Genomic DNA, 25,332 nt, shown 5'->3' on the forward strand with positions numbered 1-25,332 from the left:
GTTCCCACCCTAGAATTCATTGTAAATAAATGTACTTGTGTTTGTATCATGGAATCCATACAACCAAAGTAATGCAAATAAAATTGCAAGGTAATAAACCGTCTTTGCAACCCATTGTGTGAGTGGTCGAGACCATATCTCTTTTAATCTTTCCATGTCTTTCCCTCTCTTAATGAAATAATAACTCTTTGTAGGTATCATGTCCTACATTATTGTGAAAAAAACAAAATTCCACATTTTAGGTAAAAATAAGACAAAAGGCTCTTTTCTGATATTAGCACTAAATACTAAAAAAGAAAATCCCTAACTTAGTAATTATATTACATTCGGCATGAATTTGTAATGGGTTTGACATGTAAATAGACAGTGAATTGTATGAATACATAAAAGTGGATTGTGAGAAGACGTGAAAATATAATATTTGTTTTTTCATTCAATCAACAGAGGCTTAGTAAACTTTAAATTTCTAGCTCTTTTTAAAAGGAGGAAATTATCATGAATAGAGTGTGGAAGAGTCTTATTTCAGAAGAAAATATTATGAAATGGAGACGGCATTTCCATAAGTATCCGGAATTATCGTTTCATGAAAAAGAAACTTCGCAATTTATATATGATACATTATGTTCATTTTCTTCTTTTGAAGTGACGAGGCCAACGAAATACAGTGTATTAGCAATTAAAAGGGGCGTGGAGCGAGGTAAAGTAGTTGCGATTCGAGCGGATATAGATGCTTTACCAATTCAAGAGGAAACAAGTAAATCTTATACGTCTGTTCATAAAGGAAGGATGCATGCTTGTGGGCATGATGCACATGCAGCTATTTTATTAAGTACAGCAGAGGCGCTGTCAAATATGAAGGAAGAGTTTGTAGGAGAAATTCGTCTATTCTTTCAGCATGCAGAAGAAGTATATCCTGGTGGCGGACAAGAAATGGTTGAAGCGGGCGTTATGGACGGTGTTGATTATGTAATAGGCTTACATGTTATGTCTGGCTTGGAAAGCGGAAAGATAGGAATTGTATATGGACCGATGATGGCAGCACCAGACGTATTTACAGTTGAAATTCACGGCAAAGGAGGGCATGCAGCGCGGCCAGAAGAAACGATTGACCCTATTGCTATTGGAGCGCAGATTATTACAAATTTACAACATATCGTATCAAGAAATACAAGTGCTTTTATGCAAAGGGTCGTTTCAGTTACGCAATTTCATGGGGGAACGGCTGACAATATTATTCCAAATACCGCAACTTTAATGGGAACTGTGCGTTCTTTTAATCAAACATTAAGAGTGGAAGCGGAAGAGAAAATTGAACAAATCGTAAAAGGGATTACAAAAGCACATGGAGGGGATTATACATATACGTATCGTTACGGATATGATCCGGTTATTAATGATGAATATATTACGAAAGTAGTAGAAGAAAGCGTAATACATTTGTTCGGAAACCAGCGTGTTGTGAGCATTGTACCTTCTATGGGGGGGGAAGATTTTTCAGCATATTTAAGAAAAGCACCGGGTTGCTTCGTTAAATTGGGGACGGGGAATCAAAAGGCAGGTACTTGTTATCCGCATCATCATCCGAAATTTGATGTAGATGAATCAGCTTTAATTTATGGAGTGGAATTATTCTTAGAAGCAACGATAAGGTTACTAAAATCATAGGGGAATATAAAAAAAGGCAACTGCGCTCTATCGCAGTTGCTTTTATTTCTTTCCGTCAGAGAGGGCTGAGAAAGAACTATGCTCATTTATAGTATATGAATAGCTAACGGACAAGCTTGTACATTTTAATCATTTTTTTAAAAAAAGTTATTGACTTTGATAATCGTTTTCAATTAATCTAATGATACAGTTGATATTGATAATTATTATCAATATAATAGATACGACATGTTAATGAGAAAAAAATATCACCTTTTACGAAGGGGATTAAAAAAATAAAGATGTTGATCAGCATATTGAATGGCAGCGAAATGTAATTCGTTCTGAATATATAGATGAGAAGAATGTAATTCAAACAGAAAAAGCGATACATAGTAAAGGGAGAGATTCAGTTGAGTAAGTTAGTAATGATTTTTGCAAGTATGAGTGGAAATACAGAGGAAATGGCAGAGCATATTGCGGGCGCAATTCGCGAAACAGAAAATGAGATTGAAGTTATTGATATTATGGATTCACCAGAAGCTTCTATATTAGAACAGTATGATGGTATTATTTTAGGCGCTTATACTTGGGGAGACGGGGATCTTCCAGACGATTTCTTAGATTTTTATAACGCAATGGATTCTATTGATTTAACTGGGAAAAAAGCAGCGGTATTCGGGTCATGTGATTCGGCTTATCCGAAATACGGCGTGGCGGTTGACATTTTAATAGAAAAGCTGCAAGAGCGCGGGGCGGCAGTGGTGTTAGAAGGACTAAAAGTAGAATTAACGCCAGAAGATGAAGATGTAGAAAAATGTTTACAATTTGGAGCGGAATTTGTAAAATACCTTTCTTAATGGCAGAAGGGAGATGAAGAGCAATTGCATGAGAAAATCGCAATCAAAACGATGACAGATTACCATTTGTATGATTTTATGCGTTGTCCGCATAAATTTTATTTCCGTCATATAAAAAGAAAAGAACCTTCTTCATTTGAATGGCAACAAATAGCACAAATGATTGTGAATCAAATTATTAACGAATATTACACGCTACCTGCGGGCCAACAAACAAAGATTTTACTTTTAATACTAATAGAAAAGTACTGGAAAAAAGTAAGGATTAATATGTTTGCTTCGAAGACGGAGTACTATATTGTATTAGCAAAGCTAACTGATCACTTATTACAGTTTGTTGAAAGAGATGATAGTCAGACACCACCATTGTTTTTATATGAGAAGTTTCAAACATATATGGAAGAGTTAGGTGTTCACATGTCATTGACATTTGAAGTTGGTGAGTGGAGTACAGAGTCATTTGTAATTAAAAAGTATGTTATCGATGCGGATGAGGAAATGCTTGCTCTTTGTCAGAAGTTAATGACAGTATTCAGTTATAAAGCTTTCGGCATTCTTCCAGAGAAAATTGAAATTATTAATTTAATAGAAGGAACTAAGTATGAGCACATTCCGAAACAGGAAGATATTATAGCTGGAATGGATGATTTATTTAGAATGAAAGAAATGTTGCAACAACCTGAGCACTACACAGAGCGTCATTTTCGTTCCGAGTGTATGAGTTGTGCTTTTCGTAGTGAATGCCAAGTGGAAGAGGTAAAAGAAGAAGCGCCGCAGAAGAAAAATATCGTACATTAAAGGATGCATTTTGCATCCTTTTTATTATTGACATGAAAAGCTTTTCATCATTTACGGTATATTTGTAGCAGATTTTAATCCGCTATTTACGGGCAGTAAGACTCCCACCTCAAAATTTAGCTGGAGCAAAGAAGTTAGGTGGGAGATCAACTGTCCGTAAACGCCCGATTGGTTCAACTAATAATCAGTGGGGGATGAACTCCCCCACTGATTAAAGTTTCACTTTATAAGAGGAGGAATAATCAATGAAAGATGAAACGAAAGTATTTCAATGGTTAAAAGAACAGAATGCTCCTTTTGGAATTCAACTGCAAATTTTACAGGCGTTTCAATTGTATAAAGTTATTGTTGAAATGGATAAAAAGTTAATGATGTATGAGGAGATGGAATATAGGGAGAGAATTTAATCTCGCCCCTGTAATCTCGCTTTCAGCTGTTTTACACACTTACTTAATTCTATTTCGTTATTTGTCTCAATGTTATAAATAAGGTTATGTAGTAAAGGGCTGTATTGATAAAAGGTAGTGATGCGGTGAATGAGTAATGGATCATGATGAGAAATAAGTGTACTGTATTGTTCATATACAGATGTAGTAAATTCATGTCCGAAATCATAATATAGCCCAGCAAAATCAAAAGCGGGATCGCCAATTTGAGCATCACCAAAATCGATGACACCTGAAATGGTTTTATTCTGCTTGTGAAACAAAATGTGATGATGTGTAAAGTCAGCATGAATAATTGTATTTTGAAAAGTGGATGTAGCTATACATGCAAAGAAATTTTCGAATAAACGATTTAAGGCTGATTTCTGGAAGGAAGTAAGATTGTTAGTAAGATATTGATTTAATTTTGTTTGCAGCTCTTTCCAGTAGGTAAGTGTTTTTTCGATAGGGAATCCTAACGCTTTAACACGTTTTAAAGGAATACTGTGTAGAGCCACAAGGAAAGTAGCTAATTGTGTAATAAGTGCGTTTAGTTCTTTTTTCTCTAGCGTAGTAACTATTTCTGTTTTTAATGGTTCACCATGAATGAGAGTATAGTAACTACAAAGCGGAACAGTATCAGTATCCTTTTTATATAATAGGTGATACTTTGGAACCTCAATTTCTTGTAGCGAATGAGAGAGAAGTGTGCATAGTTCTTTTTCTAAAGGAATACGCTTTGCATATTCCTGTTTTCGCGGGAAACGAAACAGTAGCTCATTATTTATTATAACTGCTATATTATCCCAGCCTTCTTCATTTTGTTTATATGAATGTATAGAAAGATTAGGAAGAGCTTCTTTTATATATTTTTTGTAAGAGTCCATAATTGTTCCTCGTTTCTAAGTGAAAATTAGGTTATTCCACTTTATGATATCAGAATTTTCTTTCTACGTGTTAAAATGTAACTACCATTATGAAGGAGGGAGGGTGTATTACGAAGAAAAGAATAGTAATCATTTCTCTATGTATCGCTTTTAGTTTGTTTTGGTCATATAAAGAGATAGTATTTGCTACTTTTAAACCGATAAATCAGTACGAGTTAAATAAGGAATTAAAGAACAAAAGTATAGAAACTTTAACTGATAAAGAAATGAAAAAGGTAGGAGAACACTTTGTGACAGCCCAGCTATCAGTGTTTGAGTTTAATAATAAAGAAGATGTGAAACAAAAGGGTGAAGAACTATTTGTAAATAGAGGGTATGAACAATTAATGAATAATTATTATCCAAATCGTTTTCGAGATTTAGAGTATAAATTTACAAAAGAGGATATACGTGAAGTGACTGACGAGAGTTTTCGCTATCATGCTGTAGCGTACGTTGCTGGTACTGAAAACGGTAAGAGAAGTGAAATGAAATTAAATTATGACATAAAAATTGTAAAGGTTAATAACATATTTATGGTGTTAGAACAAAAGCAGTACGTACAATAAAGTGAAACTTTAATCAATCGGGCAATTAACAGGCAGCCCGGCTCCTACCGAATCTTTTTGCTTTACAGTCGAATTTTGAGATGGAGTCTCCCGTTAATCCGTAATCAAAAAATCCCTCAATTCTTTGAGGGATTTTAAAGATTTTCATTTTGTTGACCAAGTTCTTTTTGAGCAATGTATAAATTTCCTTGCTCGACTTGTTTAAGTGTATTAACAGAATCTCCTGCATATCCTTTTTGTGTTTTAACAGTCCTTTTTGAACGATTGGAATCTTGTTTCTTCATATAATATGTCACCTTTCCTTAAAAATAGACGAAAATGATGAGTACGAGTAATACAGCAGCGAAAATGGTAATGCCCATTAAAAACGAAGTGTTTTTATATTTAGGTGGCTTATGTACATCTTGCCGATATCCAGGTGAAATTTCAGGGGCGAATTCTTCATCGAATGATTGATTTTTTTCTTTTTCATCCATATGTATCCACCTTTCTTTTTCATTATGTTATACGTTACAAGAAAAAATATGCATAAAGAAAACAGCCCCTCTATCGTGAGCGGCTGTTTTGGGTTGTATATTTTCTTTGAACTTGAAAGAGACGGATAAGTAGGAAGCTAGCGCCAAATGCTAGACCGATAATAAGACCGATCCAATAGCCTTTCGCGGCCCATTCCGTATACGTTGCTAATATGTAGCCAAGAGGTAGACCTATTACCCAATAGGCAATTAACGTCATAATTAGAGCGGCATTTACATCTTTATAACCACGCAGTGCTCCTTGTACGGGAGTAGCAATTGCATCTGAAATTTGAAATAAAATCGCAAATATAAGAAATTCTTTTGCTAAATGATGAACTTTTGCATCTGTCGTATAAATTGAAGCAATTTCATCATCAAAGAAGTAGAGAAGAATTGAATACAATAGGGCGAATGCAAGTGCTAAGCCAATCCCGATAAATCCATATTGTTTTGCGTTATCGTATCGTTTTGCTCCAACTTCAAATCCAACTGCTATTGTCATCGCCATTGCTAAACTTAAAGGAGTCATATATAACAAGGAAGCGAAGTTCATAGCTGCTTGATGCGCTGCAATTGTTGTCGTACTAAAGTTACTCATCATAAGTGTTACTGCAGCGAAAATACTCGTTTCAAAAAAGATAGCAAATCCGATAGGGACACCAAGCTTTAAGAATGCTTTCCAACTGGAAAGAGAAGGGCGATATAATTGCTTGAAAATATTGAAAGAAGCAAAAGGCTCTTTCGTGCGAATAATAATGACCGTAATAATTAAAATGCACCAATATGTTGCAGTGGAAGCAATTGCCGCTCCGACACCACCGAGTTTAGGAAAACCAAAGTTACCAAAAATTAATAAGTAATTTAATATTACGTTAATTGGTAATGATAGTAACGTAATGATCATCGTTGTTCGAGTTTTTCCTAATGCATCAATAAATCCGCGTAAAACAGTGTAAGTGAATAAAGGAATAATTCCTATCGCGATAATACTTAAAAATTGTGCTGCAATACGTTCCACAGGTTCTTCTAAACGCATGCCGTTTAGAATAGGTGAAACAACGAAGAAGCCGATAAGGATGACAACGAAGCTAGCACAAACTGCTAAATAAACTGCTTGTATGACAACGTGGGGAACGTCCTCTTTTTTCTTGGATCCAACGAGCTGTGCAACAATTGGAGTAGTAGCCATTAAAATTCCTGTTAATCCCGTACTCACTGGAATCCATATACTTGTTCCGATCGCAACACCTGCTAAATCAATAGGACTTGCATGTCCTGACATTGTTGTATCGAAAAAACTCATTGCAAATAATGACATTTGCGTTACGAAAATCGGAAAAAATAGTAATACAAATTGCTTTAACTTTTGTGAGAATGAAGTAGTTTCTTTCATAAAATCCCCTTTCCGATAAAAAAACAATCCTTCCTATCATACAATTTAATCAAAAAATAGAAAAGAAATACGCGCCTGTGATATATGAAATCAATAAAAAAGGATGCACTTTGAAAAGGGATAAGGTATTATGATAAGGTGTGAAAAATTACATATTATTTGTTATTAAGGAGGCACTACTTGTGGCTGATTGGTTAATTGGTTTAATCATGGGTGCTGTTGAAGGGTTAACAGAGTTTCTACCAGTATCATCAACAGGACATATGATTTTAACAGGACACTTAATTGGATTTGAAGGTGATAGAGCGAAAGTTTTTGAAGTTGTAATCCAATTGGGATCGATTTTAGCGGTTGTAGTTGTATTTTGGAAACGCTTATGGTCGTTAGTTGGAATTGGAAAAGTAAAAGAAGGGCCATCGTTAAATTTATTACATATTATTATTGGGATGATTCCTGCCGGCGTACTTGGCGTATTATTCCATAGTGCTATTAAAGACGTTTTATTTGGAACCGGACCGGTTGTTATTAGTTTAGTTGCTGGCGGTATTTTAATGATTGTTGCTGAGAAGTTCTCAAAACCAAGTACAGCAAGAACGTTAGATGAAATCACATATAAACAGGCATTCACAATTGGTATGTTCCAATGTTTAGCACTTTGGCCAGGATTTTCTCGTTCTGGTTCTACAATAAGTGGTGGTTTATTAGCTCGCGTGTCGCATACAGCGGCAGCTGAATATACGTTCATTTTAGCAGTACCGATGATGGTAGCTGCAAGTGGATTAGATTTAATTAAAAGCTGGGATGTATTAAGCTCAGCAGATGTAACGTTATTTGTAACGGGATTTGTAACTGCATTCGTTGTTGCGATGCTTGCAATTGTTTCATTCTTAAAATTGTTAGCACGTGTAAAACTAACACCATTTGCTTACTACCGTTTCATTTTAGCTGCGGTATTCTATTTCTTCATTATGTAATAAAAAAACCTGCCGAAATCGGCAGGTTTTTTTATTTTACTACTTTTTCAATCATGCTTTCCATTACATGTTCCCAAAGAGAAGTATCATCCGCTAATGTAGCACGGAAATTCGCATACATTTCTTTTTGTTTTTCCTCAAATGTTGGATCTTCTTTTTCAGGCAATGTAGCGCGCATTGAAGTTACTAATTCTTGTACTTTTGGAGCGCGTGGTCCCCAAACAGCTTGTTCATTTCCGTCTTTATCAATGAAAATAAAGATTGGAATCGCACGTGCTGTCCCATTTGTTAAATATTGATCCATTAATTCTAAGTTTTCGTCACGAATTAATAATCTCATATCAATATTTGCAACTTCAGAAATTCGTTTCATAACAGGTACGCATAAAAGGGCGTCACCACACCAGTCAGCTGTTAATACGATAACACGCCAGCCGTCATTTTGACGTTCTTCTAAAACAGGAAGTAATTCATTTGGAATTAAAAAGTTATTGTAAATATGCAGTAGCTCGTATTGGTTTACTTTCATTTCATTCACATATGTATCAAAGGACATACCTTTATCAGCCCATTGTTGTAAGTTCATAATTAACACCCCTTTAGTATGATTTGCTTTCATTGTACCAATTTTCATATAGAAAAGCTTGTAATCTTACTCTTTCTTATCACTTAATAATTTATTTAAGATGAAAAAGAATAGTGCGGCACATAATTCAGTTATGTTAGACATTTGTACGCTCTCTATCCAATCATCGGCAGTATGAATGACGAACCAATCTAACGTAATTTCAATGATTGAGAAAAGAGCAACCGAGAGCCAATTTGGCATGTTTGTCATCATTGGATATAACAGCGCTTTAAAGAAGATTAAAATAAAGTATGTAATACCATCTAAGAAAAGGATAAATAAAAAAAAGAGTAGTAAAGCAGTTCGTGAGGAGTACTCTATACCTGTAATTTGAAAGATTCCTACATACACAAAAAATATAAATGCAAAAACTATAGTGAGAAAAAGAACAATAATACTAATGATAATTGTTTTATCTTTCAGGCTGAAATTAGAAAACTTCTCCTCCTCATTCATTAAACTCACTCCTTTTTCTGGAAAATCAACTTCATTGTATCATGAAATGTATATTAAAAAACTACGAATTATGGGAAAATAAGGTGACAAAAAGTAAGATTTCATGTAAAATTATTAATAAGGTTTTTATTTAACTAAATGAAATAAAAGGAGCTGTCAAAGTTGTCTCAAAATCGAGAGCAATTAATGGAAGAACTATCGACAAATGTGTTTGCTATGTTTCGCACGTTGCGTAATGATATTGGAAAAATATTTGGTGGTTACATACCGTGGAATGAGTTCATCGTCCTTAGAATATTGAATCGTGCAAATAAAGAAATGGTATCACGTGTAGCGAATGAGTTAAATGTGTCGAATAGTCATATTACAGCTGTTACAGAAAAATTAATCAATAAAGGTTTTGTAACTCGTTCACGCTCTACATCAGATCGCCGAGTTGTATATTTAGAGATTACAGAACAAGGGAAAGATTTAGTTGCGAAAATGGAGGATGCAAAAAAACAATATTTACAAGAAAGATTCTCTGCACTCTCAGAAGATGAAATGAATATAATGATTTCTATTTCAAAAAAACTTATTTAATTAGTTACAATCAAGAAAACGCTTACGTAATGACGAAGAAGACCTTCCTTATATGGGGAAGGTCTTTTTTCGTATGTAATAGATGATAAAAAAATGTGTATGAAAAAAGATAGAGCGCCATACTACTAATAATGGAAGGAGGGAGAAATATGACAAATCGTAATGGTAGTAAAGGGAGCGGTAATCAAGGTTCACCGAGATCAGGACAGTTTAATCAGGAATTTAGTACTGAATTTGAAACTGGTAATGATAATAAAGGGAAAGAATATCGTTCGAAAAAAGGAAGTAAATCAAAAAAGGAGTGAAATGATTCACTCCTTTTTTGATTTAAGATGCTGCAGATTGATTAGTATTATATTTTTCTTCTGATTTTGCAACAATCATTGCGCAAATTGCAGCACTGGAAATATTGACCGCAGTCCTAGACATATCTAGAATGCGGTCAATACCGATAATTAAAGCGATACCTTTTACCGGTAGATTCACTTGATTTAAAACCATCATAAGCATTACAAGTCCAACACCTGGTATACCAGCAGTACCGATACTAGCTAATACAACAGTTAATACGACCATAGCTAATTGTTCTAATGTAAGTTCAACGCTGTATACGTGTGCGATAAATACAGTTGCTACACCTTGCATCATAGTAGTACCATCCATATTAATTGTTGCACCTAGTGGTTGTACAAAAGAGCTTATCGCTTTTGGAACTCCGATTATTCTTATATAATTACTTTATAATATGATTATACTGGGAATTCTGAATAATGACAATTTCTTCTGAAAATTATTAACAGAAAAATGTTTTTCTGAAATAGAAATAAGGGTGAATAATGTTGTTTTTATAGATTTGTGAAACAGACATTTATGTTGAAAAAATAGGGATAAGAAAATAAAAAATAAGACCATCACATGATGGTCAAGGGAAGGGGACAATTTATGTCAATTTAATTAGGGATGGAAGCTATTCAAAGACACTGGGGAATGTCCTATAAATTAGGGAGGAACAGCTTCGATACGTATACTATAAAAGGTAGATGTGACTCTCATGTGAACATAGAGTGAAAGAGAGAGGGAGTTTTAAATATAAGGTAGAGTAAACAAAAAAATAAGACCATCATATAAAAGATGGTCAAAGGAAGGGGACAATTTATGTCAATTTAATTAGGGATGGAAGCTATTCAAAGACACTGGGGAATGTCTTATAAATTAGGGAGGAACAGCTTCGATACGTATACTATAAAAGGTAGATGTGACTCTCGTGTGAATATAGAGTGAAAGAGAGGGATTTTTTAGTTTTTTAATAAAAAGATAGAGTGAACAAAAAAATAAGACCATCATATAGGATGGTCAAAGGAAGGGGACAATTTATGTCAATTTAATTAGGGATGGAAGCTATTCAAAGACACTGGGGAATGTCTTATAAATTAGGGAGGAACAGCTTCGATACATATACTATAAAAGGTAGATGTGACTCTCGTGTGAATATAGAGTGAAAGAGAGAGGGATTTTTTAGTTTTTTAATAAAAAGATAGAGTGAACAAAAAAATAAGACCATCATATAGGATGGTCAAAGGAAGGGGACAATTTATGTCAATTTAATTAGGGATGGAAGCTATTCAAAGACACTGGGGAATGTCCTATAAATTAGGGAGGAACAGCTTCGATACGTATACTATAAAAGGTAGATGTGACTCTCATGTGAACATAGAGTGAAAGAGAGAGGGAGTTTTAAATATAAGGTAGAGTAAACAAAAAAATAAGACCATCATATAAAAGATGGTCAAAGGAAAGGGACAATTTATGTCAATTTAATTAGGGATGGAAAGCTGTTCAAGACACTGGGGAATGTCTTATAAATTAGGGAGGAACAGCTCCGATACGTATACTATAAAAGGTGGATGTGACTCCCGTGTGAACATAGAGTGAAAGAGAGAGGAAGTTTTAAGTAAGAAGAAAAAGAAAACAAAAAATAAGACCATCACATATGAGATGGTCAAAGGAAGGGGACAATTTATGTCAATTTAATTAGGGATGGAAGCTATTCAAAGACACTGGGGAATGTCTTATAAATTAGGGAGGAACAGCTTCGATACGTATACTATAAAAGGTGGATGTGACTCCTGTGTGAACATAGAGTGAAAGATATGGGGATTTGAAAAATAGTACATATGAAATTATTGTTGCAAGAGTTATAGAGTAAGAAGAGAAATAGAAAGTTTCCTGTTATAAAATGAAATGAAGTCCGAATATAAATAAAAGTTGAAATCTATGGAAAAAAGGATTATGCTCAACTATATTATAAGAATATAAGGTTTATCCCAACAATTTGAGGGCTCTTAAAAAGCCTTTTATTTATGAGGGGAAAGCTTCACTTTATCAAGGGAGTTAGTGATATGGAAGTAACAAAAAGACAAGGGCTTTATAATCGTTTTATACGATTAAACCCACCACAAATATTAGCGTTAGGCTTTTTTTGCTTAATTGTGGTTGGAGGTTTGTTATTAAAGCTACCATTCGCAACGAAAGTACATATTAGTTGGGTAGATGCTTTTTTTACAGCAACGTCGGCAGCGACTGTAACGGGTTTAGGAGTAGTAGATACTGCAAGTACATTTACGATGTTTGGTGAAATTGTTATTATGTTTTTAATTCAAACAGGTGGTCTAGGTCTAATGACGATTGCCATTTTAATTGTCTGGGTATTAGGTAAAAAAATTGGCTTGCGCCACCGATTACTAATTGGAGAAGCATTTAATCAAACAAATATAGGTGGTCTTGTAAAATTAGTGAAACGAGTTTTTATTTTTTCTATTTGTATTGAGCTTATTGGAGTTATTTTTTTATCAATTCGCTTTATTCCAGAGTTTGGTTTTGGAAAAGGTTTATACTATAGTATTTTCCATGTAATTGCATCCTATAATAATGCTGGCTTTGCTCTTTGGCCAGATAATTTAACAAGGTATGTAGGAGATCCTATTATTAATATTGGAATTTGCTCTTTAATTGTAATAGGAGGACTTGGTTTTACCGTATTAATTGATATATGGTATAGTCGTAGTTTTCGAAAACTATCGCTTCATTCTAAAATAATGATTGTTGGAACCGTAGCGCTGAATGTTATAGCGATGATTGTGATTTTTGTATTGGAATATAATAATGTGAAAACATTAGGGAGCTTACCTTTAAATGAAAAGTTATGGGCTTCTTTCTTCCAAGGTATTACACCCCGAACAGCTGGATTTAACACAGTTGATTATGGGGGAATGGAGGAATCATCAATACTATTTACAATGGTTTTAATGTTTATTGGTGCAGGAAGTGTATCAACGGGTGGGGGAATTAAATTAACGACCTTTGTTATTTTAATTACATCCGTAATTTCTTTCTTTAGAAAGAAAGAGGACTTTGTTTTATTTCAGCGCACTATTAAAATGTCGACAGTAACGAGAGCTCTGGCGATTGTCGTAGCTAGTCAAATCCTTATTTTTACAGCTGTATTTGTATTAATGCTTACAGAGAATTTCAGCTTCATTCAATTATTATTTGAAACGATTTCCGCGTTTGGTACAGTTGGATTAACAATGGGGATTACTGCAAAGTTATCAGCGTTTGGAAAATGTATCATCATGTTTGTTATGTTTTGTGGGTTAATTGGACCGTTAACATTTGTGTTTTCTTTGGCACGCCCAGCAAAACAAAAAATAAAATATCCATCGGAAGATGTATTTACAGGATAAGGTATCTCGCATAAAGCGAGATACCTTTTTCTTTTTAAAAAAGAGAGAACAATAAGCCAATCAGAGCTACTCGGAATAAAATCGCGATAAGTGCTGCAATTCCGCCGACAATCGCAGCGATACCACCAGTTACAGTAGCTCCGCGATTATAAGCGTAAATACCGAGTAAAACAGAAACAAGACCAAATAGTGTTGGGAAGGTGAAGAGTGATAAAATAGATAAGGCAAGAGCGATGAAACCAGCAGTTGACCCAGCGGCAGATGATTTTACGTTATCTTTGTTGTCTTTATCATCGTAATCATAATCAATACGCTGTGGTGCAACTTCAGCTGCATATTCTTCTTTATAGTCACTATCTATTCTATCTCTTCTTTTATAATCATCAAATTTCTCAGTCAAAGTCATGACTCCTTTCATAACAAGGTTCAATAGTAGTATGTATCTCTTTTTCTTTTTTATCCGAGGATGCGTAGGGAGTATTATCCATTTAAAAGATGGAAATTGTTTTTTTGAAATAGGAAAAGTTAGTATGACTTCCTCTATTTTGGAAAGTATAAAAAGGAATAATGAGGAAAGGGTGCAGTACATAATGGAACATCCAATTGAAAATTTAATGAAAACAGCAATGACAAATTTAAAAGAGATGGTAGATGTAAATACGATTGTTGGAAGTCCAGTTTCAACAGCGGACGGAAATGTAGTATTAACAGTATCTCAAGTGGCTTTTGGTTTTGGAGCTGGTGGAAGTGACTTTAAAGGGGATTTCACTACCGAAAAACATAATGGCGGACAAGGTCAGCATAAAGAGAACAAGCAAGGGCATCCATTTGGAGGCGGAAGTGGTGCTGGGGTTTCTATTAGCCCAGTTGCTTTTTTAGTAGTTGGTTCTAACGGTGTACAAGTCTTGCATCTCAATAGTAGTACACATTTAATTGAGAAAGCTTTAAATACTGTACCAAGCACTGTGGATAAATTTGTGAATGGTCGTCAAAAGTGAACTTGCATTTTTTAGGAATTGTGATATATTAGAAAAAGTGCGCTTTAAGATGATCGGAATAATTGAAATGTAAATATATATGATGTGTGAAATAAGGGAGAGGTATTTATGATTAATATCAAAAACTTAGTAGTTGGCTTATTTATGTTAGTAAGTGGCTTTGTTGTATATGTAATAAAAGAAAAAGCTCCATTCTAAAACAGACAAACCGTTATTGTCTGTTTTTAATTTGTAAAAAATGTTGACAAGTTATTGTATTGGTGTTAGAATTTTAATTCGTGTCTCGGTTACAGCTAGTGTAAAGTGAATAATTCTTATGAATATAATATGAAAAGTTTGCGAAAGATCGGGTAATCTTACTAACAACTTTTGTGAACAAACCCTATAAATTGTATTTGTAAGCTTTATATGTATACTAGTGAATCAAGGAGCGGTCAGTGGAACCGTAATGATGAGAGAGAGGTAGGGCTTTCATCCAGTATATGTTACTTTCCCGTTAGGTGAATATAAAAAAGAGGACTCCTTTTCAAAAGGGGTCCTCTTTCTTTTTGTGCGTTATACTGTAAAAAGAAAAAGCTTTTTAAACACGGTTCTCAACTTGCTGACAAATTTCATCCGTTGTTAAACCGTGTGCGTTAATTACCGATCCTTTTATTGATGTATCTGCAATACCCATCATATTAGAATCTTGCCCAGTTACAACACAACAATCGCATCCTTGTGCATCATTTTCTGAGTTAAGTGTAACGACTTCGTGCCCTTGTTGTTGAAGAGCTTGCTGAACATCTGTTAAAGAGTTCTCAACACCGATTTTAGCCATAATTCTCACCTCCTACCATCTAGTTGCTAGTATGCTCAAGTTTTTAGCATATATTATGAAAAGATGGTAGAAGAGTTTATGCATTAGTCGTTATATACACCAGTCAGCATTTGGCTAACGAATTGATCATTTAATGTATCTTGGGCTGGAGTGTTGTTAGATTGAATGTCGATGGAAGCGATAAAGTTGTTATGTTCTTTACTATTTGGTTCTACCTCTACATAATTATCGAATTTACAAAAACCTTTCGTATCCATCAGATCAAATAATTGCAGCATTTCTACTACCTCTTGTCTCGTTCCTTTAATTTGTACACACGCCATATTTATTTCCTCCTTCATTTTGACAAAATGTTTTTTAAAAATAGGATTATGATTACGAAATGAAAAATATGAATGTTATTTTTAGACAGCGTTATTTTTGTTATTTTCCCCCTTTTTCACCAAAAGTCGTTGTATATTACCGAATTTATAAAATCGGACGTCCGTTTATTGAATACAATAGATTCGTATCAATTGGCGAAAATCCTTCTTTTAAACAAATATTTTTTTAGTGGAAATTGGCGAAAAAAATTTTTTGACTTTTTGTAAACGTTAACAATGTTGTTAAATCAATATAATTAAAGATGTGCGTACGAATAAAAATTATAAATTTTCTAAAAATTCACTTGATTTATTTAGAAAGGAGAGTAAACTAGGAAACAATAAAAAATTCATAGAACATAGGAGGCGCTTTCCAGTGAACGAGCAATGGATCTTCTTAAATGGGGAATTTGTTCCAAAAGATGAAGCAAAAGTTTCAGTATATGATCATGGCTATTTATATGGCGATGGAGTATTTGAAGGAATTAGAGTTTATAGCGGTAATGTTTTCCGTTTGAGAGAGCATCTTGTCCGGTTATATGAATCAGCGAAATCCATCATGTTAGAAATTCCATATTCGTTAGATGAAGTAACGAATATTGTTGTTGAGACGATTCGACAAAATAAATTATCTAATGGATATATTCGCCTTGTTGTATCAAGGGGAGCAGGAAATCTTGGATTAGATCCGGATTCTTGTAAAAAACCGAATGTAGTAGTAATTGCAGAACAATTATCTTTATTCCCACAAGAATATTACGAAAAAGGGATTCCGGTTGTAACAGTTGCAACGCGCCGAAATCGCCCAGATGTTTTATCCCCTCAAGTAAAATCTTTAAATTACTTAAATAATATTTTAGTTCGCATTGAAGCGAAACTAGCAGGAGTACAAGAAGCACTTATGTTAAATGATCAAGGATACGTAGCTGAAGGTTCTGGCGATAATGTATTTATTGTAAAAGGAAATAAATTAATTACACCACCAAGTTCTGCTGGAGCGTTAGAAGGTATTACACGAAACGCGATTTTAGAAATTGGCGAAAAACTGGGGTATGACGTAAGAGAAGAGTTATTTACAAGACATGATGTATATGTAGCTGATGAAGTATTTTTAACAGGAACAGCTGCTGAAGTTATTGCTGTTACGACAGTAGATGGTAGGACGATTGGTTTAGGGAAAACTGGACCACATACGAATCATTTATTAGAAGAATTCCGTAAATTAGTTGTAGAAGATGGAGAGAAAATTTACGAAGAAAATAAAATTGGATAATAACTCTATATGACACGAAAAATCGTTGATAGGGAGGAGTAGTTGATTGTGAAGCCTCACAGAGAGTCGGTGGTTGCTGAAAACCGATGGTTCACGTCGACGAACATCGCCCTTGAGTGCTAAGCTGAAGCATTTGTCTAGGCTTAGACGGTAGCTCCGTTATTAGCTAGACTCATCCCGAGTCACTGAGGCAAGAGTATTCTTGCAAAGAAGGGTGGTACCGCGAAATCTTTCGTCCCTTCAGCACATAGCTGGAGTGTGGACGTAGGATTTTTTTATTGTATAAAAGTTTAAAAAAGGGGGCTTATAAGAAAAATGTCTTCAAAAACGGAAGAGAAACTGGGAACTGGTGCACAGCTATTGTTAGAAGCGCTAGAAAAGGAAGGCGTAGAAGTGATTTTCGGTTATCCGGGTGGTGCCGTTTTACCTCTATATGATGCACTCTATGACTGTGAAATTCCACATATTTTAACGAGGCACGAGCAAGGGGCCATTCACGCTGCTGAAGGATATGCAAGAATTACGGGAAATCCAGGAGTTGTCATTGCAACGAGTGGACCTGGTGCAACAAATGTTATTACCGGTCTAGCTGATGCAATGATTGATTCATTACCGCTCGTTGTATTTACAGGGCAAGTAGCAACAACGTTAATTGGGAGTGATGCTTTCCAAGAAGCGGATATTATGGGGCTTACGATGCCAGTGACAAAACATAATTACCAAGTACGAAAAGCATCCGACTTACCTCGAATTATTAAAGAAGCGTTTCATATTGCTAGAACAGGAAGACCAGGCCCAGTCGTTATTGACCTTCCGAAAGATATGGTAGTAGAGCAGGGAGAGCGTTGTAGTAATGTAGAAATGGATTTACCAGGATATAACCCTAATTATGAACCAAATCTACTCCAAATAAACAAATTATTACAGGCAATTGAAACTTCAAAAAAACCGTTAATTTTAGCTGGAGCAGGTGTATTGCATGCGAAAGCTTCGAAAGAATTAACAAGTTTTGCTCGTAAGTATGAAATTCCTGTTGTGCATACATTACTTGGTCTTGGTGGTTTTCCGCCAGATGATGAACTATTTCTTGGGATGGGAGGAATGCACGGTTCTTACACAGCCAATATGGCGTTATATGAATGTGACTTACTGATTAATATAGGTGCAAGATTTGATGATCGTCTTACTGGGAATTTAGCTTATTTTGCTAAAGAAGCAACTGTCGCACATATTGATATTGATCCAGCAGAAATCGGAAAGAATGTGCCGACTGAAATCCCAATAGTTGCGAGTGCTAAGCTAGCGTTAGAAGTATTACTTCAATCAGAAGGAAGGAAAGAAAATCATCATGAATGGCTCTCTTTATTAAAGAGTAGAAAGGAAAAGTATCCGTTCTCTTACAAACAAACTTCTGAAAGTATTAGGCCTCAATACGCGATTGATATGCTATATGAAATTACGAAAGGAGAAGCGATTGTAACAACAGATGTTGGGCAACATCAAATGTGGGCAGCACAATATTATCCGCTGAAAAATCCAGATAAATGGGTAACTTCTGGTGGATTAGGAACGATGGGATTCGGATTTCCGGCAGCAATTGGTGCACAGATTGCAAAGCCAGATGAACTAGTCATTGCAATTGTTGGCGATGCTGGATTTCAAATGACGTTACAAGAATTAGGGGTATTAAAAGAACATTCTTTACCGGTTAAAGTGTTTATTTTAAATAATGAAGCTTTAGGGATGGTAAGACAATGGCAAGACGAATTTTACAATCAAAGATATTCACATTCTTTACTGCCATGTCAACCAGATTTCGTCGCTCTTGCGAATGCGTATGGTATAAAAGGCGTCCGTATTGATGATCCACTTCTTGCAAAGAATCAATTACAACATGCGATTGAATTACAAGAGCCAGTAGTAATTGATTGCCGTGTACTTCAATCTGAGAAGGTTATGCCGATGGTTGCGCCAGGGAAAGGTGTTCACCAAATGGAAGGAGTGGAAAAAAGGTGAAGAGAATTGTTACAGCGACAGTTCGAAATCAAAGTGGTGTGTTAAACCGAATTACAGGTGTTATGACACGAAGACATTTTAATATTGAAAGTATCTCAGTGGGGCATACGGAATCATCGGATATTTCGCGGATGACGATTGTTGTACATGTTGAAAGTGAACAGCAAGTTGAGCAGCTAATTAAACAACTTCATAAACAAATTGATGTTCTGAAAGTTTCAGATATTACGGAAGAAGCAATGATTGCTAGAGAGCTTGCCCTTATTAAAGTAGCAACTTCTGTAGCAAGAGCGGAATTGTATAGTTTAATTGAACCGTTTCGAGCCGCTGTAATAGATGTTGGAAAGGATTCCATAGTCGTGCAAGTAACAGGTACGCAGGATAAAGTAGAAGCGTTAATCGAATTACTTCGTCCATATGGTTTGAAAGAAATTGCTAGAACAGGTGTTACAGCATTTACACGTAGTATGAAAAAGCAAGATAAGCAAGTTATGTTAATTCAATAATCATTTAAATATAGGGGGAAAAGAAAATGGCAAAAGTTTATTATGAAAAAGACGTAAAGGTAAATGTATTAAAGGATAAGAAAGTAGCAATCATCGGATATGGCTCGCAAGGTCATGCGCATGCACAAAACTTACGGGATAACGGATTTGATGTAGTAGTAGGGCTAAGGAAAGGGAAGTCTTGGGATAAAGCGAAAGAAGATGGGTTTTCTGTATATACAGTAGCAGAAGCGGCAAAAAAGGCAGAGGTAGTAATGATTTTACTACCTGATGAACTGCAGCCAGAAGTGTATGAAGCGGAAATTGCACCGAATTTACAGGCAGGAAATTCTCTCGTGTTCGCACATGGGTTTAATGTTCACTTTAATCAAGTAAAACCACCAGCGAATGTAGATGTATTTCTAGTAGCACCAAAGGGTCCAGGACATCTAGTGCGCCGTACGTTTGCTGAGGGCGGGGCTGTTCCTGCATTATTTGCAGTATATCAAGATGCAACTGGAGTTGCGACTGAAAAAGCACTTTCTTATGCTGATGGAATTGGAGCGACGAGAGCTGGTGTATTAGAAACGACGTTTAAAGAAGAAACAGAAACAGATTTATTTGGGGAGCAAGCTGTACTTTGCGGCGGAGTGACTGCGCTTGTTAAAGCAGGGTTTGAGACGCTAGTTGATGCGGGCTATCAACCTGAACTTGCATATTTTGAATGTTTACATGAACTGAAACTCATTGTGGATCTTATGTATGAGGGTGGACTTGAAAATATGAGATATTCAGTTTCAGATACAGCGCAGTGGGGAGATTTCGTATCAGGACCACGTGTTGTTACTGAAGATACGAAGAAAGCGATGGGTGAAGTACTAGCAGAAATTCAAGATGGTACATTTGCAAGAGGCTGGATTGCAGAGCATAAAGCGGGAAGACCAAATTTCCATGCGACAAATGAGAAAGAAAATGAACATGAAATCGAGGTAGTTGGACGTAAATTACGTGAAATGATGCCTTTCGTACAGCCGCGAGTAAAGGTAGGGGTTAAATAATATGAAGCAGATTTTGTTCATGGATACGACGCTACGTGATGGCGAACAATCACCAGGAGTTAACTTAAATGAACAAGAGAAATTACAAATTGCAAGGCAACTTGAGAGGCTTGGTATTAATGTAATGGAGGCTGGATTCGCAGCGGCTTCCGAAGGGGATTTTCAGGCAGTAAAACGTATCGCAAATACAATTCAAAATGCTACAGTTATGAGTTTAGCTAGAGCAAAAGAGAGTGATATTCGAAGAGCATATGAAGCTGTGAAAGGTGCTGTATCTCCTCGTCTACATGTATTTTTAGCTACGAGTGACATTCATATGAAATATAAACTTTGTATGTCAAAAGAAGATGTGTTAGATAGTATTCATCGCTCAGTTACGCTCGGAAAATCATTATTTCCGACAGTGCAATTTTCTGCAGAAGATGCAACAAGAACATCAAGAGCATTTTTAGCGGAAACAGTAGAAGTGGCGATTCGCGCAGGAGCGAATGTAATTAATATTCCGGATACAGTTGGATATACGAATCCGGAAGAATATTATTCTCTTTTTAAATACTTACAAGAATCCGTTCCATCGTATGAAAAAGCAATTTTCTCTTGTCATTGCCACGATGATCTTGGTATGGCAGTAGCAAATTCGTTAGCTGCAGTTGAAGGCGGAGCGTTACAAGTAGAAGGAACGATTAACGGAATTGGAGAAAGGGCAGGGAATGCGGCCTTAGAAGAAGTTGCTGTTGCGCTTCATATTAGAAAAGATTTCTATAAAGCTGCGTCTTCTATGACACTACAAGAGATTAAATCGACAAGTACTTTAGTAAGTCGTTTAACAGGTATGGTTGTACCGAAAAATAAAGCAATCGTTGGTGCAAATGCATTCGCTCACGAATCAGGTATTCATCAAGATGGTGTTTTAAAAGAAGTGACAACATATGAAATTATTGAACCAGCACTTATAGGAGAATCTCAAAACCTATTTGTACTTGGTAAACATTCTGGGCGTCACGCGTTTACCGAAAAAATGAAAGAGCTTGGTTATGAATTTACAAATGAAGAGCGCGATGCGGTATTTGAAGCGTTTAAAAAATTAGCTGATCGTAAAAAGGAAATTACGGAAGAAGATTTACGCGCGCTTATGCTTGGCGAAGCAGCTTTTGCAGCACAGCAATATAATATTACGCAATTGCAAGTACATTTCGTATCCAATAGTACACAATGCGCGACAGTTGTGCTGAAAGATGAGAAAGGAAATGTATACGAAGATGCAGCTACTGGTTCTGGTAGTATTGAAGCGATTTACAATGCAATTCAAAGAATTTTAGGATTAGAATGTGAATTGGCAGATTATCGCATACAATCCATTACGCAAGGTCAAGATGCACTTGCTCACGTTCATGTTGAATTGAAAGAAGGAACTCATCAAGTATCAGGTTTCGGAGTTGCACAAGACGTATTGGAAGCATCGGCGAGAGCTTACGTCCATGCAGCAGGGAAATTAAAATCTTTTATATCACTTGTAAAGTAAGTATTTGATAGGTGAGGGGAATTTTCCTCACCTATCAAATTAGGGTTCTGAAAATTCTGTTAAAGGGGTGCTGAAATTGGAAAAACGTATCGTTTGTTTAGCTGGTGATGGTGTTGGCCCAGAAATTATGGGAAGTGCGAAGGAAGTATTGCATATGGTAGAGAGGTTATATGGACATCGTTTTCATTTGCAAGACGAGTACTTTGGCGGAGCTGCTATTGATTTATCTGGCCAGCCGTTACCACAGAGAACACTGGCCGCTTGTTTAGCGAGTGATGCGGTTTTACTAGGAGCAGTCGGTGGACCTCGTTGGGATCGCGCGAAAGAAAGACCGGAGAAAGGATTATTAGCTTTAAGAAAAGGACTTGGTGTATTTGCAAATGTTCGCCCTGTGACGGTAGAAAGCACAACTGCACATTTATCACCATTAAAAAACGCTGATGAAATTGATTTCGTTGTCGTTCGTGAATTAACAGGAGGAATTTATTTTTCTTATCCGAAAGAACGAACGGAAGAAGTGGCAACGGATACACTTACGTACCATCGCCATGAAATTGAACGTATCGTTTCGTACGCTTTTCAATTAGCAAGTAAGCGGAAGAAAAAAGTAACATCTATTGATAAGGCGAATGTTTTAGAGTCTAGTAAACTATGGAGAACCGTGACAGAGGAAGTAGCACTTCGCTATACAGATGTTGAATTAGAACACATTTTAGTAGATGCCGCAGCTATGGAATTAATTCGGAATCCAAGACGGTTTGATGTTATCGTAACGGAAAATTTATTTGGTGATATTTTAAGTGATGAGGCTTCTGTATTAGCTGGATCATTAGGAATGCTTCCGTCAGCGAGCCATGCCGAAAATGGCCCTTCATTATATGAGCCTATTCACGGATCAGCGCCGGATATTGCGGGGAAAAATAAGGCGAATCCAATTGCGATGATGCGTTCTGTTGCAATGATGCTTGGGCAATCATTCGGATTAACGAGAGAAGGGTGTGCGATTGAAGAAGCTATTTCTGCAGTTCTTACATCAGGAAAATGTACAGCAGATATCGGAGGGAATGAGACAACAACTTCATTTACGAAGGCAGTTATTCAAGAAATGGAAGAGCAAGCGCTAGTAGGGAGAGGACGATAATGGGAAAAAGGTTACTAGATAAGCTTTGGGAAAGACACGTGGTTACGACAAACGAAAATGGATTAGATTTATTGTATATCGATCTTCATCTCGTTCATGAAGTAACGTCACCGCAAGCCTTTGAGGGTTTGCGGATGACAAATCGAACTGTCCGCAGACCAGATTTAACATTTGCAACGATGGATCATAATATTCCAACGAAAGATGTTTGGAATATTACGGATCGTATTGCGAAGCAGCAACTGGATACACTTCGGGAAAACTGTAAACAATTTCAGGTGCCATTAGCTGATATTGGAGATGAAGAGCAGGGGATTGTTCATGTTATCGGTCCAGAATTAGGACTCACGCAACCAGGAAAAACAATTGTTTGTGGTGATAGTCATACTGCTACTCATGGTGCTTTCGGCGCGCTAGCATTTGGTATTGGTACGAGTGAAGTAGAGCATGTATTAGCAACGCAAACGTTGTGGCAACGAAAACCGAAAGCGATGGGCATTGAATTAAAAGGAAAGTTACCAAAAGGTGTTTATGCAAAAGATATTATTTTGCATCTCCTTTCAAAGTACGGCGTAGCAGTTGGAACGGGATATGTAATGGAATTTTACGGAGAGACAATTCATGCTATGGATATGGAAGAGAGGATGACGCTTTGCAATATGGCAATAGAAGGGGGAGCGAAAGCTGGTATTATTGCACCAGATGAGAAAACCTTTTCTTACGTAAAAGGGCGTAAATATGCACCGAAAGACTATGAATGTTTCACGAAAAAATGGTCTGAACTTTATACAGATGCAGGTGCAATTTATGATTTACATATTTCGATAAATGTTACGGATTTAGCACCGTACGTTACTTGGGGAACAAATCCGAGTATGGGTGTTCGTATTGATGAAAAATTGCCAGAAAAGCATGATGCAAATGATGAAAGAGCATTTGCATATATGGGATTAAGACCTGGGCAAAGCACTTATGACATTCCAGTTCAGCATGTTTTCATTGGGTCTTGTACAAATTCTCGATTATCCGATTTAGAAATTGCCGCATCTGTTGTAAAAGGGAAAAAAGTAAAAGAAGGTGTGCGAGCACTTGTTGTGCCGGGGTCTAAAAGGGTAAGAGAAGCAGCGATGCAAAAAGGACTGCATCTTATTTTTGAAGAAGCTGGATTTGAATGGAGAGAGCCTGGATGCTCGATGTGTCTTGGAATGAATCCGGATCAAGTACCTGAAGGGGAACATTGTGCATCTACTTCAAATCGTAATTTTGAAGGAAGGCAAGGGAAAGGAGCGCGAACGCATTTAGTTAGTCCAGCAATGGCGGCCGCGGCCGCGTTATATGGTCATTTTGTTGATATTAGAAAGGAGAGTTATGATGGAGCCATTTCGTATTCATAAAGGTACTGCCGCAGTACTTATGAATGATAACATTGATACAGATCAAATTATTCCAAAACAATATTTAAAGAGAATTGAAAGGACAGGATTTGGAGAATATTTATTTGATGAGTGGCGATATGATAATAATCGGCATGAAAATCCTAATTTTCCGCTTAATGCACAAGAAAGAAAAGGTGCGAGTATATTAATTACTGGGGATAATTTTGGTTGTGGTTCTTCAAGAGAACACGCGCCTTGGGCACTTGCTGATTATGGTTTTCGTGTTATTATTGCCGGTGGATTTGCAGATATTTTTTATATGAATTGTATGAAGAATGGCATGTTACCGATCGTAATGGAGAAAGAGATGCGGGAACAACTTGCTAAGACGGATGCGAGAGATCAAATAGAGGTTGATTTAGAGAATGAAGTAATTACTACGAACACATACAGATTCCATTTTACAATCGAGAAAATGTGGAAAGAAAAATTAGTAAATGGCCTAGATGAAATCAGCATTACAATGCAATATGGACAAGAAATTGAAGAGTATGAAAGAAAAGTAGCTTTATATTAAGAAATAACGGAATATTAAAAATGTATTTACATTCAGAATTAACTGTTATATACTATTTTAAAAATTAGAGGAGAAAGGGAGTAAGTATTATGAATACAATACAATCTATTAAAATGCTTACACAACTACATCATCATACATGAAACCCTTGAACCTAACGTGAAAACGTGTAGGTACAAGGGGTATTC

The 25,332-nt window shown here is 36.1% G+C and carries 29 protein-coding genes, 1 pseudogene and 1 other annotated feature; of the genes and pseudogenes, 19 read left to right on the forward strand and 11 right to left on the reverse strand.

What is annotated here, in order from left to right; translation table 11 throughout:
• Window positions 1-9: 9 nt before the first annotated feature.
• On the reverse strand, window positions 10-156 hold the full coding sequence (locus tag ACQKNR_RS10435; RefSeq protein WP_000440293.1) for a teichoic acid D-Ala incorporation-associated protein DltX: 147 nt from the start codon (window positions 154-156) through the stop codon (window positions 10-12).
• 339 nt (window positions 157-495) lie between these two features.
• Here ACQKNR_RS10435 and ACQKNR_RS10440 point away from each other — a divergent pair, with 339 nt between their 5' ends.
• The 4 genes from ACQKNR_RS10440 to ACQKNR_RS10455 all read left to right on the forward strand — a co-directional run bounded on the left by ACQKNR_RS10440 (window position 496) and on the right by ACQKNR_RS10455 (window position 3,709).
• Window positions 496-1,665 (forward strand): amidohydrolase, encoded by a 1,170-nt coding sequence (locus tag ACQKNR_RS10440; protein ID WP_427317573.1) that lies wholly within the window; start codon window positions 496-498, stop codon window positions 1,663-1,665.
• A gap of 392 nt (window positions 1,666-2,057) precedes the next feature.
• Window positions 2,058-2,504 carry a flavodoxin gene (locus ACQKNR_RS10445; RefSeq protein ID WP_427317575.1) on the forward strand — a complete coding sequence of 149 codons (447 nt, stop codon included), beginning with the start codon at window positions 2,058-2,060 and terminating at the stop codon, window positions 2,502-2,504.
• Between the two features lie 24 nt (window positions 2,505-2,528).
• A complete protein-coding gene (locus ACQKNR_RS10450) occupies window positions 2,529-3,302 on the forward strand; it encodes a hypothetical protein (protein ID WP_427317576.1) in 774 nt (257 codons plus the stop codon).
• A gap of 245 nt (window positions 3,303-3,547) precedes the next feature.
• Window positions 3,548-3,709 carry a hypothetical protein gene (locus ACQKNR_RS10455; protein ID WP_427317578.1) on the forward strand — a complete coding sequence of 54 codons (162 nt, stop codon included), beginning with the start codon at window positions 3,548-3,550 and terminating at the stop codon, window positions 3,707-3,709.
• Here ACQKNR_RS10455 and ACQKNR_RS10460 read toward each other — a convergent pair.
• Window positions 3,706-4,614, reverse strand: a complete 909-nt coding sequence (locus ACQKNR_RS10460) for an aminoglycoside phosphotransferase family protein (RefSeq protein WP_427317580.1) — start codon at window positions 4,612-4,614, stop codon at window positions 3,706-3,708. The genes ACQKNR_RS10455 and ACQKNR_RS10460 overlap by 4 nt on opposite strands.
• 89 nt (window positions 4,615-4,703) lie before the next feature.
• Here ACQKNR_RS10460 and ACQKNR_RS10465 point away from each other — a divergent pair, with 89 nt between their 5' ends.
• A complete protein-coding gene (locus ACQKNR_RS10465; protein ID WP_427317582.1) occupies window positions 4,704-5,222 on the forward strand; it encodes a biotin transporter BioY in 519 nt (172 codons plus the stop codon).
• Between the two features lie 134 nt (window positions 5,223-5,356).
• On the opposite strand, the gene ACQKNR_RS10470 is transcribed toward ACQKNR_RS10465, so the two are convergent.
• The 3 genes from ACQKNR_RS10470 to ACQKNR_RS10480 all read right to left on the reverse strand — a co-directional run bounded on the left by ACQKNR_RS10470 (window position 5,357) and on the right by ACQKNR_RS10480 (window position 7,133).
• A complete protein-coding gene (locus ACQKNR_RS10470) occupies window positions 5,357-5,506 on the reverse strand; it encodes a hypothetical protein (protein ID WP_193411473.1) in 150 nt (49 codons plus the stop codon).
• An 18-nt stretch (window positions 5,507-5,524) separates the two neighbouring features.
• Window positions 5,525-5,698 (reverse strand): 2-isopropylmalate synthase, encoded by a 174-nt coding sequence (locus ACQKNR_RS10475; protein WP_427317584.1) that lies wholly within the window; start codon window positions 5,696-5,698, stop codon window positions 5,525-5,527.
• Window positions 5,699-5,768: 70 nt separating this feature from the next.
• Window positions 5,769-7,133: an MATE family efflux transporter gene (locus tag ACQKNR_RS10480; protein ID WP_427317586.1), complete on the reverse strand. Its 1,365-nt coding sequence runs from the start codon at window positions 7,131-7,133 to the stop codon at window positions 5,769-5,771.
• 182 nt (window positions 7,134-7,315) lie between these two features.
• On the opposite strand from ACQKNR_RS10480, the gene uppP reads away from it, so the two are divergent.
• The gene (gene uppP, locus ACQKNR_RS10485) at window positions 7,316-8,107 is read left to right on the forward strand and encodes a bacitracin resistance undecaprenyl-diphosphatase (protein WP_193411470.1); all 792 of its coding nucleotides are present in this window, start codon (window positions 7,316-7,318) and stop codon (window positions 8,105-8,107) included.
• A gap of 31 nt (window positions 8,108-8,138) precedes the next feature.
• Here the strand turns inward: uppP and ACQKNR_RS10490 are convergent, their stop codons facing one another.
• Together ACQKNR_RS10490 and ACQKNR_RS10495 are read right to left on the reverse strand one after the other, a co-directional pair.
• On the reverse strand, window positions 8,139-8,726 hold the full coding sequence (locus ACQKNR_RS10490; protein ID WP_427317998.1) for a thioredoxin family protein: 588 nt from the start codon (window positions 8,724-8,726) through the stop codon (window positions 8,139-8,141).
• Window positions 8,727-8,759: 33 nt separating this feature from the next.
• Window positions 8,760-9,191, reverse strand: coding sequence for a regulatory YrvL family protein (locus tag ACQKNR_RS10495; RefSeq protein ID WP_427317588.1), 432 nt, complete (start codon window positions 9,189-9,191; stop codon window positions 8,760-8,762).
• A gap of 162 nt (window positions 9,192-9,353) precedes the next feature.
• Between ACQKNR_RS10495 and ACQKNR_RS10500 the strand changes: the two genes are divergently transcribed.
• Both ACQKNR_RS10500 and ACQKNR_RS10505 read left to right on the forward strand, forming a co-directional pair.
• Window positions 9,354-9,773 carry a MarR family winged helix-turn-helix transcriptional regulator gene (locus tag ACQKNR_RS10500; protein ID WP_427317590.1) on the forward strand — a complete coding sequence of 140 codons (420 nt, stop codon included), beginning with the start codon at window positions 9,354-9,356 and terminating at the stop codon, window positions 9,771-9,773.
• Between the two features lie 149 nt (window positions 9,774-9,922).
• A complete protein-coding gene (locus tag ACQKNR_RS10505; RefSeq protein ID WP_427317592.1) occupies window positions 9,923-10,078 on the forward strand; it encodes an imidazoleglycerol-phosphate dehydratase in 156 nt (51 codons plus the stop codon).
• Between the two features lie 22 nt (window positions 10,079-10,100).
• Here ACQKNR_RS10505 and ACQKNR_RS10510 read toward each other — a convergent pair.
• A pseudogene (locus ACQKNR_RS10510) lies at window positions 10,101-10,493 on the reverse strand (dicarboxylate/amino acid:cation symporter); the annotation flags it as partial.
• Between the two features lie 1,679 nt (window positions 10,494-12,172).
• Here ACQKNR_RS10510 and ACQKNR_RS10515 point away from each other — a divergent pair.
• On the forward strand, window positions 12,173-13,516 hold the full coding sequence (locus ACQKNR_RS10515) for a TrkH family potassium uptake protein (protein ID WP_427317594.1): 1,344 nt from the start codon (window positions 12,173-12,175) through the stop codon (window positions 13,514-13,516).
• 34 nt (window positions 13,517-13,550) lie between these two features.
• On the opposite strand, the gene ACQKNR_RS10520 is transcribed toward ACQKNR_RS10515, so the two are convergent.
• Window positions 13,551-13,916: an imidazole glycerol phosphate synthase gene (locus ACQKNR_RS10520; RefSeq protein ID WP_427317596.1), complete on the reverse strand. Its 366-nt coding sequence runs from the start codon at window positions 13,914-13,916 to the stop codon at window positions 13,551-13,553.
• Between the two features lie 130 nt (window positions 13,917-14,046).
• On the opposite strand from ACQKNR_RS10520, the gene ytfJ reads away from it, so the two are divergent.
• Both ytfJ and ACQKNR_RS10530 read left to right on the forward strand, forming a co-directional pair.
• Window positions 14,047-14,514 (forward strand): GerW family sporulation protein, encoded by a 468-nt coding sequence (gene ytfJ / locus ACQKNR_RS10525; RefSeq protein WP_427317598.1) that lies wholly within the window; start codon window positions 14,047-14,049, stop codon window positions 14,512-14,514.
• Between the two features lie 108 nt (window positions 14,515-14,622).
• Complete coding sequence (locus ACQKNR_RS10530) at window positions 14,623-14,712, forward strand: hypothetical protein (protein ID WP_000608227.1); 90 nt, start codon at window positions 14,623-14,625, stop codon at window positions 14,710-14,712.
• A 382-nt stretch (window positions 14,713-15,094) separates the two neighbouring features.
• Here the strand turns inward: ACQKNR_RS10530 and ACQKNR_RS10535 are convergent, their stop codons facing one another.
• Complete coding sequence (locus ACQKNR_RS10535; RefSeq protein ID WP_193411464.1) at window positions 15,095-15,334, reverse strand: YkuS family protein; 240 nt, start codon at window positions 15,332-15,334, stop codon at window positions 15,095-15,097.
• A gap of 83 nt (window positions 15,335-15,417) precedes the next feature.
• Window positions 15,418-15,657: a DUF3911 family protein gene (locus tag ACQKNR_RS10540; RefSeq protein WP_193411463.1), complete on the reverse strand. Its 240-nt coding sequence runs from the start codon at window positions 15,655-15,657 to the stop codon at window positions 15,418-15,420.
• 415 nt (window positions 15,658-16,072) lie between these two features.
• Between ACQKNR_RS10540 and ilvE the strand changes: the two genes are divergently transcribed.
• The 8 genes from ilvE (at window position 16,073) to leuD (ending at window position 25,144) form a co-directional block, all read left to right on the forward strand.
• A complete protein-coding gene (ilvE, locus tag ACQKNR_RS10545) occupies window positions 16,073-16,969 on the forward strand; it encodes a branched-chain-amino-acid transaminase (RefSeq protein ID WP_427317601.1) in 897 nt (298 codons plus the stop codon).
• A gap of 16 nt (window positions 16,970-16,985) precedes the next feature.
• Window positions 16,986-17,212, forward strand: a binding site (T-box leader).
• Between the two features lie 72 nt (window positions 17,213-17,284).
• Window positions 17,285-18,985 carry an acetolactate synthase large subunit gene (gene ilvB, locus ACQKNR_RS10550; protein ID WP_427317603.1) on the forward strand — a complete coding sequence of 567 codons (1,701 nt, stop codon included), beginning with the start codon at window positions 17,285-17,287 and terminating at the stop codon, window positions 18,983-18,985.
• The gene (ilvN, locus tag ACQKNR_RS10555; protein WP_000822952.1) at window positions 18,982-19,491 is read left to right on the forward strand and encodes an acetolactate synthase small subunit; all 510 of its coding nucleotides are present in this window, start codon (window positions 18,982-18,984) and stop codon (window positions 19,489-19,491) included. The genes ilvB and ilvN overlap by 4 nt, the downstream gene beginning before the upstream one ends.
• A gap of 26 nt (window positions 19,492-19,517) precedes the next feature.
• Entirely contained in the window at window positions 19,518-20,528 is a 1,011-nt protein-coding gene (gene ilvC, locus ACQKNR_RS10560) for a ketol-acid reductoisomerase (RefSeq protein WP_427317605.1), read from the forward strand.
• A 1-nt stretch (window position 20,529) separates the two neighbouring features.
• A complete protein-coding gene (gene leuA, locus ACQKNR_RS10565) occupies window positions 20,530-22,050 on the forward strand; it encodes a 2-isopropylmalate synthase (RefSeq protein WP_427317607.1) in 1,521 nt (506 codons plus the stop codon).
• 76 nt (window positions 22,051-22,126) lie between these two features.
• The gene (leuB, locus tag ACQKNR_RS10570) at window positions 22,127-23,191 is read left to right on the forward strand and encodes a 3-isopropylmalate dehydrogenase (RefSeq protein WP_427317608.1); all 1,065 of its coding nucleotides are present in this window, start codon (window positions 22,127-22,129) and stop codon (window positions 23,189-23,191) included.
• Window positions 23,191-24,585: a 3-isopropylmalate dehydratase large subunit gene (leuC, locus tag ACQKNR_RS10575; RefSeq protein WP_427317610.1), complete on the forward strand. Its 1,395-nt coding sequence runs from the start codon at window positions 23,191-23,193 to the stop codon at window positions 24,583-24,585. The genes leuB and leuC overlap by 1 nt, the downstream gene beginning before the upstream one ends.
• Window positions 24,563-25,144: a 3-isopropylmalate dehydratase small subunit gene (gene leuD / locus ACQKNR_RS10580; RefSeq protein WP_427317612.1), complete on the forward strand. Its 582-nt coding sequence runs from the start codon at window positions 24,563-24,565 to the stop codon at window positions 25,142-25,144. Before leuC ends, leuD begins: the two co-directional genes overlap by 23 nt.
• Window positions 25,145-25,332 lie beyond the last annotated feature (188 nt).

This window comes from Bacillus sp. NPDC094077 (assembly GCF_050279465.1).
Lineage (GTDB): Bacteria > Bacillota > Bacilli > Bacillales > Bacillaceae_G > Bacillus_A.

Excerpts from the sequence above, each read along its gene's own strand:
- ACQKNR_RS10435 (WP_000440293.1), bottom strand. The coding sequence starts at position 156 with ATGGAAAGATTAAAAGAGATATGGTCTCGACCACTCACACAATGGGTT.
- ACQKNR_RS10440 (WP_427317573.1), top strand. The coding sequence starts at position 496 with ATGAATAGAGTGTGGAAGAGTCTTATTTCAGAAGAAAATATTATGAAA.
- ACQKNR_RS10455 (WP_427317578.1), top strand. The coding sequence starts at position 3,548 with ATGAAAGATGAAACGAAAGTATTTCAATGGTTAAAAGAACAGAATGCT.
- ACQKNR_RS10460 (WP_427317580.1), bottom strand. The coding sequence starts at position 4,614 with ATGGACTCTTACAAAAAATATATAAAAGAAGCTCTTCCTAATCTTTCT.
- ACQKNR_RS10465 (WP_427317582.1), top strand. The coding sequence starts at position 4,704 with ATGAAGGAGGGAGGGTGTATTACGAAGAAAAGAATAGTAATCATTTCT.
- ACQKNR_RS10470 (WP_193411473.1), bottom strand. The coding sequence starts at position 5,506 with ATGAAGAAACAAGATTCCAATCGTTCAAAAAGGACTGTTAAAACACAA.
- ACQKNR_RS10475 (WP_427317584.1), bottom strand. The coding sequence starts at position 5,698 with ATGGATGAAAAAGAAAAAAATCAATCATTCGATGAAGAATTCGCCCCT.
- ACQKNR_RS10480 (WP_427317586.1), bottom strand. The coding sequence starts at position 7,133 with ATGAAAGAAACTACTTCATTCTCACAAAAGTTAAAGCAATTTGTATTA.
- ACQKNR_RS10490 (WP_427317998.1), bottom strand. The coding sequence starts at position 8,726 with ATGAAAGCAAATCATACTAAAGGGGTGTTAATTATGAACTTACAACAA.
- ACQKNR_RS10495 (WP_427317588.1), bottom strand. The coding sequence starts at position 9,191 with ATGAATGAGGAGGAGAAGTTTTCTAATTTCAGCCTGAAAGATAAAACA.
- ACQKNR_RS10505 (WP_427317592.1), top strand. The coding sequence starts at position 9,923 with ATGACAAATCGTAATGGTAGTAAAGGGAGCGGTAATCAAGGTTCACCG.
- ACQKNR_RS10515 (WP_427317594.1), top strand. The coding sequence starts at position 12,173 with ATGGAAGTAACAAAAAGACAAGGGCTTTATAATCGTTTTATACGATTA.
- ytfJ (WP_427317598.1), top strand. The coding sequence starts at position 14,047 with ATGACTTCCTCTATTTTGGAAAGTATAAAAAGGAATAATGAGGAAAGG.
- ACQKNR_RS10530 (WP_000608227.1), top strand. The coding sequence starts at position 14,623 with ATGATTAATATCAAAAACTTAGTAGTTGGCTTATTTATGTTAGTAAGT.
- ACQKNR_RS10535 (WP_193411464.1), bottom strand. The coding sequence starts at position 15,334 with ATGGCTAAAATCGGTGTTGAGAACTCTTTAACAGATGTTCAGCAAGCT.
- ACQKNR_RS10540 (WP_193411463.1), bottom strand. The coding sequence starts at position 15,657 with ATGGCGTGTGTACAAATTAAAGGAACGAGACAAGAGGTAGTAGAAATG.
- ilvB (WP_427317603.1), top strand. The coding sequence starts at position 17,285 with ATGTCTTCAAAAACGGAAGAGAAACTGGGAACTGGTGCACAGCTATTG.
- ilvC (WP_427317605.1), top strand. The coding sequence starts at position 19,518 with ATGGCAAAAGTTTATTATGAAAAAGACGTAAAGGTAAATGTATTAAAG.
- leuA (WP_427317607.1), top strand. The coding sequence starts at position 20,530 with ATGAAGCAGATTTTGTTCATGGATACGACGCTACGTGATGGCGAACAA.
- leuC (WP_427317610.1), top strand. The coding sequence starts at position 23,191 with ATGGGAAAAAGGTTACTAGATAAGCTTTGGGAAAGACACGTGGTTACG.
- leuD (WP_427317612.1), top strand. The coding sequence starts at position 24,563 with ATGGAGCCATTTCGTATTCATAAAGGTACTGCCGCAGTACTTATGAAT.